At 51.7% G+C, this 17,730-nt stretch carries 11 protein-coding genes and 3 pseudogenes; 3 read left to right on the top strand and 11 right to left on the bottom strand.

Features of this window, described 5'->3' with window-relative positions; all coding sequences use genetic code 11:
- The 11 genes and pseudogenes from ABK821_RS24800 to ABK821_RS24750 form a co-directional block, all read right to left on the bottom strand.
- A pseudogene (locus tag ABK821_RS24800) lies at positions 1–1,204 on the bottom strand (hypothetical protein); the annotation flags it as partial.
- A gap of 111 nt (positions 1,205–1,315) precedes the next feature.
- Positions 1,316–2,542 (bottom strand): annotated as a pseudogene (locus tag ABK821_RS24795) (ESPR-type extended signal peptide-containing protein); the annotation flags it as partial.
- A 41-nt stretch (positions 2,543–2,583) separates the two neighbouring features.
- Entirely contained in the window at positions 2,584–3,318 is a 735-nt protein-coding gene (locus ABK821_RS24790) for a hypothetical protein (RefSeq protein ID WP_138363029.1), read from the bottom strand.
- Between the two features lie 304 nt (positions 3,319–3,622).
- A complete protein-coding gene (locus ABK821_RS24785) occupies positions 3,623–4,207 on the bottom strand; it encodes a hypothetical protein (protein ID WP_138363028.1) in 585 nt (194 codons plus the stop codon).
- Positions 4,208–4,839: 632 nt separating this feature from the next.
- Positions 4,840–5,053, bottom strand: a pseudogene (locus ABK821_RS24780) (transposase); the annotation flags it as partial.
- A gap of 31 nt (positions 5,054–5,084) precedes the next feature.
- The gene (locus ABK821_RS24775) at positions 5,085–5,867 is read right to left on the bottom strand and encodes a hypothetical protein (RefSeq protein WP_395034201.1); all 783 of its coding nucleotides are present in this window, start codon (positions 5,865–5,867) and stop codon (positions 5,085–5,087) included.
- A gap of 83 nt (positions 5,868–5,950) precedes the next feature.
- Positions 5,951–6,481: a fimbrial protein gene (locus tag ABK821_RS24770; RefSeq protein WP_142501835.1), complete on the bottom strand. Its 531-nt coding sequence runs from the start codon at positions 6,479–6,481 to the stop codon at positions 5,951–5,953.
- Positions 6,482–6,501: 20 nt separating this feature from the next.
- Complete coding sequence (locus ABK821_RS24765; RefSeq protein ID WP_343179133.1) at positions 6,502–9,081, bottom strand: fimbria/pilus outer membrane usher protein; 2,580 nt, start codon at positions 9,079–9,081, stop codon at positions 6,502–6,504.
- A gap of 65 nt (positions 9,082–9,146) precedes the next feature.
- Positions 9,147–9,842: a fimbria/pilus periplasmic chaperone gene (locus ABK821_RS24760; protein WP_142501836.1), complete on the bottom strand. Its 696-nt coding sequence runs from the start codon at positions 9,840–9,842 to the stop codon at positions 9,147–9,149.
- Positions 9,843–9,899: 57 nt separating this feature from the next.
- A complete protein-coding gene (locus tag ABK821_RS24755) occupies positions 9,900–10,412 on the bottom strand; it encodes a fimbrial protein (RefSeq protein ID WP_138363024.1) in 513 nt (170 codons plus the stop codon).
- A gap of 344 nt (positions 10,413–10,756) precedes the next feature.
- A complete protein-coding gene (locus ABK821_RS24750; protein ID WP_138363023.1) occupies positions 10,757–11,353 on the bottom strand; it encodes a LuxR family transcriptional regulator in 597 nt (198 codons plus the stop codon).
- 907 nt (positions 11,354–12,260) lie between these two features.
- Between ABK821_RS24750 and ABK821_RS24745 the strand changes: the two genes are divergently transcribed.
- The 3 genes from ABK821_RS24745 (at position 12,261) to gabD (ending at position 17,514) form a co-directional block, all read left to right on the top strand.
- Entirely contained in the window at positions 12,261–13,253 is a 993-nt protein-coding gene (locus ABK821_RS24745) for an AraC family transcriptional regulator (protein WP_343179132.1), read from the top strand.
- Positions 13,254–13,561: 308 nt separating this feature from the next.
- Complete coding sequence (gene foxA, locus ABK821_RS24740) at positions 13,562–15,652, top strand: ferrioxamine B receptor FoxA (protein WP_138363021.1); 2,091 nt, start codon at positions 13,562–13,564, stop codon at positions 15,650–15,652.
- A 413-nt stretch (positions 15,653–16,065) separates the two neighbouring features.
- Positions 16,066–17,514, top strand: coding sequence for an NADP-dependent succinate-semialdehyde dehydrogenase (gabD, locus tag ABK821_RS24735; RefSeq protein WP_138363020.1), 1,449 nt, complete (start codon positions 16,066–16,068; stop codon positions 17,512–17,514).
- Positions 17,515–17,730: the final 216 nt, after the last annotated feature.

The following is a 17,730-nucleotide window of genomic DNA, read 5'->3' as shown; positions in this document are numbered from 1 at the left end:
TGCCGCTGTTGCCGGCAAAGTTCAGCGGGGTGCCGGCCAGGTTCGCGATGTCCGTGGTGTTCTGCGTGATATTTGTGGTGTTCTGCGCGATATTCGTGGTGTTGGTCGTCACATTCTGGTTGGTGGCGTACAACTGCGAGCCGTTCACCGCGTCGGTGCTGGTGCCGCTCAGCTCCCCCGCCGCCACGTGGGTGACTTTCAGGTCGCCCGCGTTAACCCCTGCGGTGGTGATCGCCGGCCCGCCGCTGATCGTCAGCCCGCTGCCGTCCAGGGCGGTGGTGGTGCCGATGATCGCCGAGGCGAATTCCGGGTTGTCCGCCATCTGCACCACCAGGTCGCCGTTCTGATCCACCTCTGTGTTCAGGTTGGCGGCCGAGTAGCTCCCCGCCGTGCTTTTATCGCCCCTGATGGTCAGCATCTCACCCAGCTTTTTGCTCACCGTACCGCTGTTGCCGGCAAAGCTCAGCGGGGTGGTCGCCAGGTTCGCGATGTCCGTGGTGTTCTGCGCGATATTCGTGGTGTTGGTCGCCACATTCTGGTTGGTGGCGTGCAGCTGGGAGCCGTTCACCGCGTCGGTGCTGGTGCCGCTCAGCTCCCCCGCCGCCACGTGGGTGATTTTGTTCACCGCCGTATCGCCGTGGCTCGCCGAGAAGGCCCCTTTATCTGCATCCCACAGCAGGGCATCGTTCTGCAGCCCGCCGACGCCGGCGTTCAGGTTCTCCACCGCCGTATTGGTGGCGTGCAGCTGGGAGCCGTTCACCGCGTCGGTGCTGGTGCCGTTCAGCTCCCCGGCCGCCACGTGAGTGACTTTCTGGTCGCCCGCGTTAACCCCTGCGGTGGTGATCGCCGGCCCGCCGCTGATCGTCAGCCCGCTGCCGTCCAGGGTGGTGCCGCCGCCGATGATCGCCGAGGCGAATTCCGGGTTGTCCGCCATCTGCACCACCAGGTCGCCGTGCGCGTCCACCTCAGTGTTCAGGTTGGCGGCCGAGTAGCTTCCCGCCGTGCTTTTATCGCCCCTGATGGTCAGCGTCTCACCCAGCTTTTTGCTCACCGTACCGCTGTTGCCGGCAAAGCTCAGCGGGGTGCCGGCCAGCACGTCAATGCTCTGGTTGGTGGAATGCAGCTGCGAGCCGTTCACCGCGTCGGTGCTGGTCGCCGACAGGCGCCCCGCCGCCACGTTGGTAATGGTGCGTTCTTTGTCCACATCCCCCACGCTGACCGTACTGGTCGGGTTCGTCCCGGCAAAGGTGTACTGGATACCATTAATTGTGGTACTAATCGTGGCAACAGCTGCCTCTGTAACTGAATCGCCTCCCAGGGCAACAGCATTATCATGGGTTGCTCTGCTCTCAACCCCGATGGCAGTAGATTTTAAGCCTGTTGCTTGAGCACCCCCCCCAATAGCTGTCGTACCTTCATCATATGCCTTGCTATAAACCCCGATGGCTGTAGCGTGTAAGCCAGTCGCTTCAGCTACTGCGCCAATAGCCGTCGCCTTCTCATTACTTGCCTTACTGTGCATCCCGACGGCAGTCGCATCCTCATCATCTGCCTTGCTGCTAAACCCGACGGCAGTAGCGTGTATGGCGGTCGCTTCAGCTGCTGCGCCAATAGCAGTAGCCTTCTCATTACTTGCCTTACTGTAAATCCCGACGGCAGTCGCATTCTCATATTCTGCCTTGCTGTAAACCCCGACTGCTGTGGAGTCTATGGCATTTGCTTCAGATCCCCTCCCAATAGCCGTCGCATTCTCATTATCTGCCCGGCTATCAAACCCGACTGCTGTAGAATTACTATCTGCATGGCTGTAAACCCCGATGGCAGTAGAGTTTGCGGCACTCGCCCAAGATCCCAGCCCAATAGCAATCGCACTACTATCAGTTGCTCTGCTGTTGGGTCCGACTGCAGTAGCGTTTATGGCGCTCGCTTCAGCCCCCGCACCAATAGCCGTCGCACTACTGCCGCTCGCTCCCGCAAGCCATCCAATAGCAGTCGCATAGTCTGCATTCGCTGCAGCTGATGCACCAATAGCGGCAGATAAGTCGGATATCGCTTCAGCTCTCTGCCCAATAGCTACCGAATACCCACGCACAGTAGTACCTGCCTTGCTGAGAAGCCCGATGGCAACAGAGGTGTAGCCACTCGCTTCAGCTCTGTCCCCAATAGCCGTAGCATACGTTTGACTCGCTGTAGCCTTTCTCCCAATAGCAATCGCATATGGTGCAGTAGCAGAGCTTTGATAGCCAACGGCTGTAGCATACCCGGAGGGATGCGTTGCGCTTGCGCCTTCACCAAGTGCAATATTAGTTGATATTCCGCCATCCGAGGCTGGCAATACTCCTGGGTTAGTAGGGTTCGTCACCAGCCATGCATCCGCCGCCTGAGGGATCCCTGCCAGGGTAACGCCCAGCAGACCTACGGATAGCATGCCCCTCGCTCTTCTTAAACCGGACTTACCTTTACCTTTGGCTTTCGCCAGCTCACTGACCGCGACCCATAGACCCAGGCTCGCGTTCCAGACTAAACGATATACTGTATTCATTGTTCCCTCCTGGTCTTTTTAATAAAAGACGGGTTTATTGCTTATTGAGATACGCGTAGAGACGCCTGCTCTTTCAGAACCAGAATTCGCTCAAGAGAATTTTTATTCAGATGTGATGCATAGTCGTGATATAACTTCTGAGCATTCTGCGGTTGGTGTATTACATACTGGTAATAGCCGCCGACAAAAAATACCGCCTGAGTGACGGCATCCGCCTTCTCCTCTGCATGGCTGAAAGCAATACTATCGATTAGCTGAAACACGGACTTTTCATCACCTTTCCCGGTGTAAATATCAGCAATGGCCGACTCATATGCCGAAAACCACTTATAATTAGCGACCTTATCAGCCAGTGTTTTTTGCAGTGCTGTTGTTCCTCCCTGCCATGTTCTGGCGGTTAACCATAAATCCCAGAGCAGGCCATAATCCCGCTCACGCCCGTTGCCGTTTTGGCGTAATAAAGTAAATGCGCTACGAGCCTCGTCGTAGCGTTCCAGAGCGGCCAGATTAACCGCTGAGGGTAAAACGATGACACTTGCCAGCATACCGCCATTCAAAGCATCATATTTTTTCCGGGCGTCACTGTGCCGACCGGACAAATGATCATTAATGGCTTTCTGGAAAGTAGCCTCTGAAGTTTCCCTTGCCGAAAGAATAGCCTGAGATGGCTTTATTGAAATGCTTTCAGCAATGGCAAAAACGCTTTTAGCACATATAAAAAGCAGGAGAATGGTTAAGCTTTTTTTCACAGAAAAGATATCAATTAACTTTCTCATAATATTTTTAACTTAAAATAGAAAAACAAAAAACCCATTAAACATAAAAACCACCACTCATAACTTCTGAATGGTTCTTATTATTGTGGGAAATGTAATCCGATATGCACCCCATGCTTTTATAACCTCCCCCTCCAAGCTGCATCTTTGCTGGCTGCCTGCACTTACTTCGGTCACATACCGTTTGTACGCTCCCGGGAATGCATTTAGTTGCCGCCTTCCTGCAACTCGAATTATTCATGGTATATATTAAAAAAGTACACGGTACATCTACAGTTCAGATTTTTAATCAGCGAATGGATGTCTATTCATATATTTGACTCATTGATATGATGTCCCTGCATGCCATAACGGTTATAGCATGGTGGCCTGCGAGTTGCTGCCCGCGAACTATTTTTCGTTTTAATGAATAAACCAAATTTTCTGTAAAGCCAATGCTGGGCGTCTTTACCAGTTGCGGTAAAGAAATCCCCTTACCCAGATAGCTGAAAAGAATCTGCTCGACTCTCTTAAAAGACTTTTGCAAAAGAGGACTGTCATTCGCCTTCATCAGGTATAACCAGAACTCATCTGGCCTGATATTGATAGGGATCAACCAAGGGAAAGGTCTTTGATAACTATTTAAATATCTTTCATTTTTTGGTTTATACATACTCAACAGAATGATGACCCGGCAACAGGTATTGCTCAATCCGGGCTGGCAGGCTATCGTCTCGCGTTCATGGATATCTAAAATATTCAGAACAACAATATCCTCTCTCTCAGGATAAAAATCAGAACTTATTTCATCTGGTGAATATGTGTATAAACGCACGTAATCGGTAGGCGTCTGAGCGGTTATACCAGCAAGGAAAAAACGATTATCAGATATTACGTGTATTTTATTCATGGTCTGCTCGCGATTAATTATTATAACCGCACAATATATTTTCCTGAAAACATCCCCTGTATTTAACCCGTAGATTATTAACCATGCGCAAGAAAAATTGACAATCGTTTAAAACGATCGAAATCAAAATATTAATAGCTGCGTTCTATTGTTTGATGTTGATCGATCGTTATTATCGATCAAAAGAATAATTTCCAAATTAACCGAACCCAATAAACCGTACAATAAATATAATCATTTCCCCAGCCCCTTGCTGTTGATTGCATTGAAACTTCAGATTATTAATCTGAAAACAACAAGAAACCGCAAGACACATAGATTAATCACGCAAAGTTATACGAAGCACCAGAACAAACACGCATTTTTCAATTTCGTTTAACAAGCATTGAACTCAAGGAAAACCTTACATTGATAATATTCATTGCGTTTTAATTTTCCGAACTAACGTTGTATTGATGGGAATTATATAAGAAAAAGAAAAGAGTTACAGAGGAAAAAATCAGAATTTTATGTCTCGTTTTAGAGGTGCTTACTATATTGCAACCCACAGATTAAATGTGCGAACGCCAAAAAACATACGATTCCGGCATACCGAATCCCAATCACTCTCTGTACTGTTTCAGGAAATATCAGGCATCCGTGAACGCCTTCATCAACCCCGAGTGACGGGGCTGGGTTTTCATCTTTTCACGCAGCCAGCTTTCCGGGATTCAGCGGCGGTTTCGTTTTCCGCTGACGTTCAGCACGCCGTTGCTCTGTTAGCATTCCCCTGACATCCGCCTGGATAGCGTACCGTTTTGCATTCCGTCTCAGCGCTTCCTCCGTCAGAGCTGACGGAGTGCGAACAGTAAGCTTGCAGCGGCCACCAGAGAAGGACTCAGGGACAGTTGAGCGTAGCCTCATATACCCGGCTGTATGCACCCGGTTCTGCGTCCGGCGCCGCCACCATGGATATCGATGTGGATTGCCCCTGCTGGATAGTCAGACGCTCTGGCTCTTCCCCGGCATCGTTGAAACGTACAGTCATACCGCTCGTCGCCGCATCAGATACCCGCCGCAGCGTGCCGCTCCCCCCGGAAGGCGGAGGAATCAGTTGTGCTTCCGTTGTTTCGCCTGCGCTAATGGCCGGAAACATGTAGTTAACCCCGGTGTTCCAGGTTGCGGTTGTGATTTCCATCGAAGGTATATCACCAAGGGAGACCGAGAAAACATGTGAATAGGAGTCTTCTATTAATATACGATAAGGCGGGTTAGACGGTACCTGCCTGCTCTCATCAAACTGCAGACGCAGATGAGCCGTTTGTTCAGCAGATCCTCCTGGCTGCAGGTTATTGCTGCGGGTATAGGTTAAATGATGATGCTGATCGTCAAAAAATGCACTTCCTGTAATATGCGCACATCGCAGGTTCGTCGTTTCACTTGTACAAATTTTTGAGTCAGCTGCGATGCGCCAGGCATCCGCAGGCACTGCAGATGATGAGTTATCATAGACAACCGCCCGCAGATAAGCCGTATCGCGCAAGTTCAGCCAAGGAGTATCAGTATCAGTGTATGTCGCGTAAGCCTCTGAGACGCCACTCAGAACAAGCTTACTGCACGCCATATCAGCGAGAGCGTAATGCGGTGTACTCATTAGACACATTAGTAAAATACGGTTCACGGGAAGCCTTTATATCATTTGTTTATTCATAAGGCAGAGAGCGCTTCATCCTGCCCCTCGGCACTGACTGCACTGTCCGGCACTCAGTTATAGTTAAAATTCAACGTCACCTGGGACAAAAAACGCCCCCCGGTCACCGTACCCGGCGCTGTCGCCACATACCCGACCCTGAACGTGTAACTGCCCTTGCCCGAAGACGGGATCACACTGACATTCGTGCTGCCGGATGGCAGCATCGTTGTGCCCGACAGATCCTGCAGACGCAGCGCCACCCCCGTGGAGTCACCCGTGTTGCTGAACAGGGTGTCGTTCTGCTCGTCCGGCGTCCCTGATGGCACTATCTTTACCGACGTCACCCCCGCCCCACAGGTAATACTCACCGGCACATCCTTCAGTTTCTTCACCGCCGTATCCGTGAACTCACGCGTGCCAATGTCATCCAGCACCACCGTTGATGTCACATCATCAAACGTACAAGTCTTATTGACCACCATTCCTGTGAAGGTGACTATCTGAGTGGGATCGGCGGCCACCGCGTCAGTCTGTGATATCAGACTGACCAGCAGGCCTGCTGTCATCACTGACGCCATGTGTGCAGCGATATTCATCATCATTCTGTCTGTCCTCCCTTCTCTCACCGGCAGACGCCACTGGTCCGGATAACCGCATTCGCCCTGTCCGCTTCAGTCAGCTGATACTCAGCGCGGCACTGCTGCCCGGCACCGTCGCCCCAGCGAGCCGTCACTTCACCTTTCTCTTCCAGCCCCGACAGATACACCTGACCGCCGTCTGCCACGATTCCGCTGCTCTCGCCGGCCGTGACCATCGTCCCGAACGGTAACGGTTTTCCGTTGTGGGTCATCGTCATCAGTACGCGGTAGCCCCGACGGGCCTTAAACTCTGCCCGCACCACCGCGCCCTTTGTCGGCACAATCCGGGCGACGCTGTTATCCACATCCGTATGCTCATCCAGTGATTCGGTATCCACCTGTATCCGGTTTTCCCGGTACGCCGACGCATAAGGCTTGATGGTGTATCCCCGCCAGTCGGTGAAGACGCCCGGCTCATTTTTCACCCCAACATTCGGGACGCCCGGCGTGGCGATCAGGACAGTGGTGTCCCCCAAAGGCTGGCCAATGGTCAGCCCGTTACGGTGCAGCAGGGCGCCCCCGGCCAGACCATAACTGATCTGCCGCCAGTCACGGCTGTGGCTGTAGCCCAGGTTCCCGTTACCGTAGATCCCCCGGTAATTCAGGCTGACGTTGCCGCTGGTTCCCTGGCTCCGGGAATATCCCTGCGAGACGTTCCAGTCCAGATTACCGTCCCTCAAAAACTTGCCGCTCAGCCCAGACTGCTGACTGACCTGATTGTTGCTGTCACGACGACTGCTGAACGTGGCGTACACCGGGTTTGCAGATTGCCTGCCCAGCAGCCTGTCAAACGGCACCGACAGAGAAAGGCTGATACTGCGGTCCGTATAAGACGGGGCGTTGTCGTTTTTGTAACGGGTGAGGCCGTAGTTCAGCGAGTAGTTCACCGGTCCGAGGCTGTTACTGTAACCGATGCGCAGTGACGCGTTGCCAGCAGAGGTGTTCCAGTAGGTCTGGCGCATCCCGGTCAGCCAGACTGAACCGTAATCCCCCAGAGACTGCGAGATATCCGCCTCAATACGCGCACGTTTGCTGTTGTTCAGGTTGTAATAGTCCGAACGGGTGTCTGTCACCGGGTTACCGTCATTATCCAGTCCCGTATGATCATACAAACGGCCGGACATCGTCTTCAGCGCCGTCTCATCCAGAGTGTGGAATCCCCGCGTGGAGTAGCGGTAACCGGTCAGACGGAAGGTGGTGCCCGTCGGGTTAAAGCCGAAGGCATACAGAAAGCGCAGAGACTGCCCCTGATGCCCGCTGCCGTCAGCCAGGGTGCTGTCTGCGTGGGTGATATCCACAGATACCGCCCCCGTTCGCCCCATATTGACGCCGACGCCGGACTGTACCGCCAGATAGTCTGATGAGAACTGCGCGCCGCCGTAGAGCGTCGTATCATGAGGCAGGCCCCATATCAGGGTGCCCTGGGCAAATGACGGTTTGTCATAATGGTCACTGCTACCGCGATAGTTGCCCGCTGTCAGGCTGTATTTTATCCGTCCTTCACGCTGCAGCGTCGGCAGGGAGGTATACGGCACCGTAAACACCCGGACGCTGCCGCCAGCCTCCCGGATACTTACTTCCAGGTCACCGCTGGAGTTTTCCGGGCTGAGGTCGGTTATCTCAAACGCCCCTGGCGCGATGGTGGTGCGGTAGATGATGTATCCATTCTGCCGAATGCTGACTTCCGCATTGCTTTCCGCCACGCCGCGCACTATCGGTGCAAACCCACGGAGGGTGTCCGGGTACATATTATCGTTGCTGGAAAGCTGCACGCCCGTGAAGCCCAGGGAATCAAATACCTCACTCCCGGTGGTGCTCTCGCCCAGTACCAGGGTGCTTCTCAACGGTGCAACGGTCCGCTCCGCGTAGGTCCTTATACGCTGCCAGCGATGGCGGTTGCCGTCATTACTGTCATAGTAGTTCCAGTTCCTGTCGTCACGCAGACGCCAGGCCCCCAGATTCAGCCCGCTGCCCAGACTAAGAAAATAACTCCGGTTGTCGCGGCGACTGCCGGAACGGTCGGTGCCGCTGAAACGGTAACTGAGCAGCGCGGCGTTAATCCCCTCGTCCCACTGTTCCGGATCAATATCACCGCGGGCCCGATTACGGGTTGCCCGTTGCGGCACGCTGAGGTCAAGGCGCAGTCGGGAAAAATCGAACTGACTGAAAGCGCCGGGGACATATTCAGCCGGGTTGACGCACTGTTCCTCATCGAGCGCCATCAGCGCCGGGAACATCTCCACCTTTACGCCAGCACTGCCCAGAAACTTTCGGCTCAGGCAGGGCGCCAGACCGGTGTCATCCCGGATGACAGCGTTCGTCTCACCCGGTTTTATCGCATCAAAGCGCACGGACTGGCGTCGGGCAAAGGTCTGGTTCAGGTAAATATCAACGTCATACACACCGGGAAACTGGGAACCGTCCGCCCGGAACTGCGACAAATCAGCAATTCCGTCACCGTCTGCAGAAATCATCTCAGGCGGGAAAAAAAGTTCAGCGCAGGCAGATGAGGTACACAGACCGGACAATAAAAATGCCAGCGGTGTTTTTTTTGGTAATAACATTATTTATCCACTGAATTCACAGAAAAACAGGCAATGACAACCTCATGACGCGCAAGGCTGCGCGGTTAAAAATGCCGGATTTGTTCATCCGTGATGCCGCCAAAGTCATTAATGGTACGAAAACTCAGGGTTCCGGCGCCGCCTGAAGGCAGGGTAAGGCTCGCCGTTCCGAAAGGCGGCGTCATCACCGTCTTTTTCACCGCCTTATTCCCGGCTTTTATTTGCGTGATGGTGATGTAGTAAGGGGTCGGATTGCGGATGACCAGTTGAGCCCCGCTGCGGCTGACTTTCAGTTGCGACGGCGCTTCTGCCGGAGAGGGCTTCAGGCCAGACGGGCGGACAAACAGCTTGATGCGGGTGGATGCAGACAGCATCAGGACGTTTTTGCCGCTGATTTCCGCTTTATCAACGGCCGGAATAGCTTTGGACGTCAGGTAATACAGGGACTCGCGGTCGGTTGGCAGGGTCGGACCGGCATACATCAAACGCAGAGTGTTCTCGCTGCCGGGATTACTGACGTAAAGGGGCGGCGTGACAATAAAATCGGAGGTTTTGTTGCCGTGCTGGTTTTCAGCCCAGGACTGCACCATAAAGCGCGAGGCACTCGAGGTGTTACGCACGGAAATGCTGGCCTCTTTCTGACCAGCCGGGTAGATAATGCGGGTCCCCCCCAGCACAATCCCGCCTGCATGGGCGGTAACAGAGACAAAACAGGCCATCAGTAAAGCTGACGCTGCCAGGGTTCGGGTAAAAAAAGACATTGAAATCTCCTCGCAGGCTGATGATCTCCCCTGACCAGAGTCAGGGGAACGTTTCTGTTACTGATAGCTCACAGTAAAGTTCGCCGTGGCGTTGGCAGAACCAGCCTTCACTTTCTCTCCCATCGCCACATAACGGGCGGCGAATTCCAGTTCATTGGTGCCTTCTGTCAGAGTTTTAACGACTGTACCGCTCAACGACACTGGGACACTGTCGTCCAGGATTTGAACACCGACACCAGTGGTATCAATGTCGTCAGTAGACATCGCCGTATTGCCGAAACCCGCGATATTGCCGGTGAAAGAGATGACCGCGTCATTAGTGCCCAGAGGACAATCTTCCAGAGTAATCGTGAACGGTGCTTCCGTGCTGACGGAACCAGATCCGGTGAACGTGCTGGCCGCCACGTCTCCCAGAATGACGGTCTGGTCTTTGGAGATATCAGCCAGGCTGCAGGTTTGTTCCACGATATTACCGGTGAAATTAATTGTGCTGCCATCACCTTCAGCAGCCAGTACGGAAGACGCCATAAAAAGAGCCGGAACAGCAATAGCCAATAATTTCATTTTCATAAATAGACACTCTCTGTTGATTTACACAAAAATAAGCGCAACGACACGCCTATCTGAACTTCAGGCTCGCCTGAAGCATATTCCATAATTAATCCCCCAATAGTCACCGTCATGTAACAAGAGGGTTACGTTGATAGATAGAAAACGTCAACCCTGATTATTTTCAGGCTCCTCCATGACCACTTTCCGCAATCAGGCTCACCACCGGAGAATATTAAGCTACAGCCATTCTCCTAATCGCCATAAAATAACACCAAAGTTATACCCCAGACATTTATCCACGACATAACCAGTTAACAATGAAAGGCCAGACAGAAGCAAAAAAACAAGCCTGTATTTTAAGACTACAAAAATCTCCTTATTTTTACGCCCAACTTACCCTCCAGTCTCTGCCTGATGTTATATACAGCTTTCGTATCAACGACTAATTCTCTCGATATATCCGACACGCTATAATTACTCAGCGTCAGATAAAGAATTTCTTTTTCACTCTTCGTTAAGGGCCTTGCAGTTTGCCTGACCAGAGGTTGACCAATGAATACTTTTCGTAATGCTGTTTTTAAATTGCTGATATCATCAGAGAGATATATAACCCCCGACACCCTGGGCTCATTCAGGCTGTAATAAGCTGCCAGAGGCGTCATTTTTCTATCTGACAGCAAAATGATCTTCATCTCTGCACAACCCAGATAGTCAATCCATCGTTCATCCATAAAGAAACGGATACTTCTCCACGAAAAATCGACAAAAATAAACCCGGAAACAGGAAAAATAACATCAACAGAGTTGATTAACGATTTTAGTCCTGTTTCAAAAAAGAAGTTAACCGCAGGCCAAATACAAACTTGCCGATTAAGACACTGGGTGGAACTGAATTCTTTTGAGGGGAGTATCTCACACCTTATATTACACCCCAGACAATGCATTTCTCCATATTGCATAGTAAAGTCTCATCATATTACATATTAAAACCCCAGTTCTAAAACATTTCCCGTATAAATTAAGAAATTTCCCATATGATAATGATGTAATGGCTTATTACAACATTTTTTTTAGCCATTTACACTCCACTAAAAAAGAATAAAAATCCTAATAAAAAAATAAATATTAAGTCCTTAATTCGATTATGAATGAGAAAATTATCAGGTAATTAAGAATTTTACTCAGCCATTATCTTCGCAGTGGATTCATTATGCTTATTTTTTAGTAAAAAATAATAAAATTTAGATATATAAACCAATAAAAACAAATATTTCAGTATAATTATCCATTTTACTATTTATTAATGGCATTAAATAATTTAATTTAACATTAAAATTAGAATTTTTAACCATGAAAAATATCAAAACGCTGTGCCATTTACGCAAAAGGCAATATAAATACGAACTAAAATAACTATTTTCATTATCTATCGATCATACAGTTAACAAATTAGCAAAAAGAATTAATCACGCACCCAATGCGAATACTTCAATCTCAGTAGACTACTGATTCAACATGAGCTTGCCGTTCCGACATCAGCGACATCAGCAATTGGCTATTCCCGGTGTCATAAAAGGGGCTAACGACTTCTGGCATTATTTTGCGATAACGCAGGTGAAAATAGCCACGTGTTAGCCAGCATGCATCCGCGTCAATGGCATTAATATCGACAACAACCCGCGCGATTGCTGAACAATACTGACAGCGGCCCCTTTAAAGCGCGTGGAAAGTCCTTGTACCGCTCTCCCGTCACGCCGTCATGCAAAGCAACTTATGATAATGATTCTCATCTTTATTGTCGTACTGCCCGCGCAATGATAAGGTTGCATAACCCGATGACACCCCATCTCCAGTGCAGAAAACCGCATGAACAAGACGACGACGCAGGATGAACCCGCCCACCCGGCGCTGAGAAAAACATTCTCCGTCCGTGAGTTTATGGATTTTGGTGAACGGTACGGTATCGACTACCATTTTCCCGGGCTGATGAAAACGCAGGAGTCGCCGCACGCTATTCCTGTACTGCTGGGCGAAGTGGAAGAGATGAGGCTACCTTGCGGCATGTGTGTGACGCATTCCGATGTTCATGTGTTACAACCTTATGAGACAACGTCTCGTCATAGCAGCCCCCTGTATATGCTGGTGGTGATGGAAGGTTGCGTCAGCCTGAGCCTGAACGGCAAGCAGTATCTCGTATGCGCCGGAATGGCTTTTACGTCCCGGCTTAGCGAACAGCAGGCGATGTACGCCCGCCACGATGTGGACAGCAGATTACGCACGCTATCCCTGGGCCTCTACCCGGATGGCACATGGCGCAATGGTCTGCTTGATTCATTAATGCACGAATGGGAAAGATGCCAGACGCCAACGCTTATCTGGCAGGTACCGAACTTCCTGCTGGACGGATTACAGTTCGCGCAACAACGCGCGCTCGGGCGAGTGTCCCGGCAATTGATGCTGGAAGGCCTTATCCTGCAATTGTTCGGTCATGGTCTGAGCGTGTGTCAGGATGAAAGCACCAGGCAGGTTGTCCGGGCAAGCGGCGAGCAACAACGACTGGAGAGAGTTCGCCGCCTGCTGGAGCAATTCCCGGAAAATAACTATACCCTCGGTGAACTGGCTCAGAGAGCGGCGATGAGCTCCAGTAGCCTGCGCAGCAAGTTTCGCGACGCTTATGGCTGTTCGGTCTTCGATTATCTGCGTGACTGCCGCCTGACACGGGCGAGACGCTATTTGCTTGAAGGCTATAGCGTGCAGCAGGCGGCCTGGATGTCCGGCTACCAGCACGCGACCAACTTCTCCACCGCCTTTCGTCGGCGCTACGGCATCTCCCCCTGCAACGTGCAAAAATCGGGCTAATCAGATTGCTGACAACGGGCGCTGTTGTGCAATTTCCCGGCGGCGCGTCGCTTGCGCGGGCCTGTGCAAAATAATACCGCTGAGGTTGTAAGCCGGGCCAGACGGTAGCCTCCACCCGACAGAAATACGAGCGTCATGCCTAATACAGGTTTGTCATCAACCTCGTTAATACATTTTTTTCATTTTCGCGAAAAATAGATCGACGCTTTGGCAGCGTGCATACACATCCTGGCATTCTGCATAGCGAGATAAGACATCAAAAAGGTAATAATTCTTATTAACAATTAGAAACACCTTTGGAGATGCTCATGTTTGCGAAAACGCGTCTGGCGCTACTGACAGGATGGGTGACCAGCAGCGTCGCCTTCCCGCTGCTGGCTCAGGAAACAACACAAAACGAAACCATCGTGGTTACTCCACAGATGCAAAGCGGCGCCACCAAAATTGCCACGCCGGATCTGGAAACCCCACAGTCAGTGTCCATTATCACTCGCCAGCAGTTTGAAGAGCAGGGAGCCGTCAACGTCCGCCAGGCGGTTAGCTATACCCCTGGGGTTTATAGTAACCAGATTGGTGCGTCAAACCGTTTCGACTACATCGTCCTGCGTGGATTTTCCGATGGCAGCCTGGATAATGTCTATCTCGACGGTCTGAAGATGATGGGCGATACCAACTCGCACAGTTCTCTGGTGGTCGATCCCTGGTTTCTGGAAAATATCGAAGTCGTTCGCGGCCCGGCCTCGGTCCTGTATGGTCGTTCTTCACCGGGCGGCATCGTCGCCCTCACCTCGCGTAAACCCGCATTCGATCCCGGTGGTGAAATCAAACTCTTCGCCGGTAATAACAATCAGCGCGGCGCGGCATTTGATGTCACTGGCGCACTGGACGATAACGACCGGGTCGCTGGACGGTTAAGCGGGATGACCCGCTACGCGGATTCCCAGTTCGATACGTTGAAAGAGCAACGCTATGCGATTATGCCGAGTCTGACCTGGCGCATCACCGATAGGACACGCCTTGATTTAATGGCTTATCTGCATCGCGATCCGGAGGGCGGTAGCCACTCAGGACTCCCTTATGAAGGCACCGTGGTTCCGCATTATGGCAAGAAAATCGCGAAGACTTTCTTCGAGGGTGAAGATGATTACGATAAGTATGACCGTCGCGAAAATATGGTCGGCTACCATTTCGAACACCTGTTTGATAACGGCTGGTCAGTACGACAGAAACTGCGCTATCTGCATACCAACGTCAAACTGAATCAGGTCTACGCCGCTGGCTGGTTGAACGAAACCGAGCTGAATCGCGGTTATTCCGGCTCAGACGAAAAGATGAACGCTATTACGCTTGATAACCAGCTTGATGGCAGCATTGATACCGGGGCCGTTAACCATCGACTATTGGTGGGGATTGATTACCAGAATCGTAGCAACAATATCACCGGCTACTACGGTTCATTCCCGGCGATTGACGCCTTTAATCCACACTACGGCGCGCAGCCGGATAACATTACCCTGTACAGCCGCGAAAAACATAAGCTACGTCAGACAGGCTACTATCTGCAGGATCAGATGTCCTGGAACCGCTGGCGCTTCACCCTGGGCGGACGTTACGACCAGGTAAGTGTTTCAAATATCGATAAATTCAATAATTCACGCAGCGATCTGGATAAGAATAACTTCAGCTCTCGCGTCGCGCTGCTGTATCTGTTTGATAACGGTTTTGCGCCGTATGTTAGCTACTCTACGGCCTTTACGCCCACCAGCTTCGCCGATGAAAACGGCAACGTGCTGGACCCGATGAAAGGCAAACAGTGGGAAGCCGGGGTAAAGTATGAACCGGAGGGACTGAACAGCCAGTTCAGCGCCTCAGTATTCCGCATCAATCAGACCAATATCGCCACCAAAGAAGAGCCGACCGACCCTTACCGTTCAATTGGCGAGATTGAGTCAAAAGGCGTGGAACTGGAAGCGATCAGCCAGCTTACGGACAGTTTCCGCCTGCAGGCGGCGTATACCTACACCGATATCCGCTATAAAAAAAGCAGCCCGGAAGAACAGGGCAAACGGGCCGTTTATGCCCCGCGTAATCAGGCCAGCGCCTGGCTGAACTACGATGTGAAAAACGGTCCTCTGGATGGCCTGACGCTCGGTTCCGGTGTGCGTTACGTCAACGGTATTGTCAGCGATCGCCTGAATACGCATACCCTGCCATCCTATACGCTAGTGGATATGACCATCGGTTATGATCTGTCTAAAGTGGGAATCAATGGTCTCAGCGCCCAGTTGAACGTGAACAATCTGACCGATAAGCGCTATATTGCCGCCTGTAACTCGCTCTCTTATTGCTACTTTGGCGCGGAACGCAGCATCGTCGGCAGCGTCTCCTGGAGGTTCTGATACTGTTAAAAGTCCCCGGAGCCTTTTGCTCCGGGTAACGGGTTAATCTTCTACTTTATGGGTTTTCCGGGGTGTTATCGTCAAATTGCGCACGGCCAGCTTTCATCATGACTCCGGTACTCTCCTTAATGCTTCACCGCTCAAATAACCCTAAATAATTAACCGTTATGATCATATCAGCCAGCGCCGCACCCGCCTCCCTGAACCGCATTCGTCTACACTAAACAGAGACTGGTGTTTGATGCCGCAGCGTTTGCCGGGTACATCCATAAATTACAGACATGGCCGAATCGCGCGGCAAGCGAGAGAATCCTGAATCATTTACGTAAGTAAGTGATTCGGGCAAACACGCGTAACCCATACACCCGCAACCTGAAGTCTGACGGGTATCAACATTGAGACAGGACGCAACCATGCAACTTAACGATTCCACCCTTTTTCGCCAACAGGCATTGATTAACGGACGCTGGCGCGATGCCAGCAATGGCGAAACACTCGCGGTGACTAACCCCGCAAACGGCCAATTGCTGGGCAACGTACCCAAAATGGGCGCAGAAGAAACCCGCGAAGCTATCGACGCGGCCAGTCGTGCGTTGCCGGCCTGGCGCGCGCTTACCGCCAAAGCGCGCGCCACTCTCCTGCGCCGCTGGTTCGATTTAATGATGGAGCATCAGGACGATTTGGCGCGGCTAATGACCCTGGAACAGGGGAAACCGCTGGCGGAAGCAAAAGGCGAAATCAGCTACGCCGCCTCTTTTCTTGAGTGGTTTGCCGAAGAGGGTAAACGCGTCTATGGCGACACGATCCCCGGTCATCAGGCAGATAAGCGCCTGTTGGTGATTAAACAGCCGATTGGCGTGACTGCCGCCATCACGCCGTGGAATTTTCCCTCGGCGATGATCACCCGCAAAGCAGGCCCGGCGCTGGCCGCAGGCTGCACCATGGTCCTCAAACCCGCCAGCCAGACGCCGTTCTCCGCGCTGGCGCTGGCGGAGCTGGCTAATCGCGCCGGGCTCCCGGAGGGCGTATTTAACGTGGTCACGGGGTCTGCCAGCGCAATCGGCAATGAACTTACCAGCAATCCGCTGGTACGCAAACTCTCCTTTACCGGCTCAACGGAAATTGGTCGCCAGCTAATGGAACAGTGCGCGAAAGATATCAAGAAAGTATCGCTGGAGCTGGGCGGCAACGCGCCGTTTATCGTTTTCGACGACGCTGATTTAGATAAAGCCGTGGAAGGCGCGATGGCCTCCAAGTTTCGTAACGCAGGACAGACCTGCGTCTGCGCCAATCGCCTGTACGTCCAGGATGGTGTCTACGATCGCTTCGCTGAAAAACTTCAACAGGCGGTCAGTAAACTGCAAATCGGTGATGGCCTGCAGCCGAACGTCACCATCGGGCCGCTGATTGACGAGAAAGCGATCGCCAAAGTACAGGAGCATATCGCGGATGCTATTGACAAAGGCGCACGGGCAATGACAGGCGATAAAACCCACCCGTTGGGCGGTAATTTCTTCCAGCCGACGATTCTGGTGAATGTTCCCGCCAACGCGAAAGTAGCGAAAGAAGAGACCTTTGGCCCCCTCGCCCCGCTGTTCCGCTTCAAAGATGAGGCCGACGTTATTCATCAGGCGAACGACACCGAGTTTGGCCTGGCGGCCTATTTCTACGCTCGCGATCTGAGCCGCGTTTTTCGCGTTGGCGAAGCGCTGGAGTACGGCATTATTGGTATTAACACCGGGATTATTTCTACCGAAGTGGCTCCCTTTGGCGGCGTGAAATCCTCCGGACTGGGCCGTGAAGGGTCGAAGTATGGCATAGAGGATTATTTAGAAATCAAATACATGTGTATTGGGATTTAGCAGATTCAATGCGCAATAATATAATTTAACTATAGGGATGTTGTAACTATAGTATGAATTAAAAAATCCACGCTACTGAGGCGCAATGCCGTTCACTTAAGCAAATCATCGGTGTTGTCTTTTGTTTTATTTGCCTGTGGCAATCGCATTATCGGTGGTTTAAACGAAAATCTGATTCGGTTGATTCACTAACTGAGCTGATACGGGCTGAAATAT

It is taken from the genome of Klebsiella sp. KE9456 (assembly GCF_043832615.1).
In the GTDB taxonomy this organism is placed as follows: Bacteria; Pseudomonadota; Gammaproteobacteria; order Enterobacterales; family Enterobacteriaceae; genus Klebsiella; species Klebsiella indica.
The sequence above is the reverse complement of the archived record's forward strand: the minus strand, read 5'-3'. Positions and strand labels throughout refer to the sequence as shown.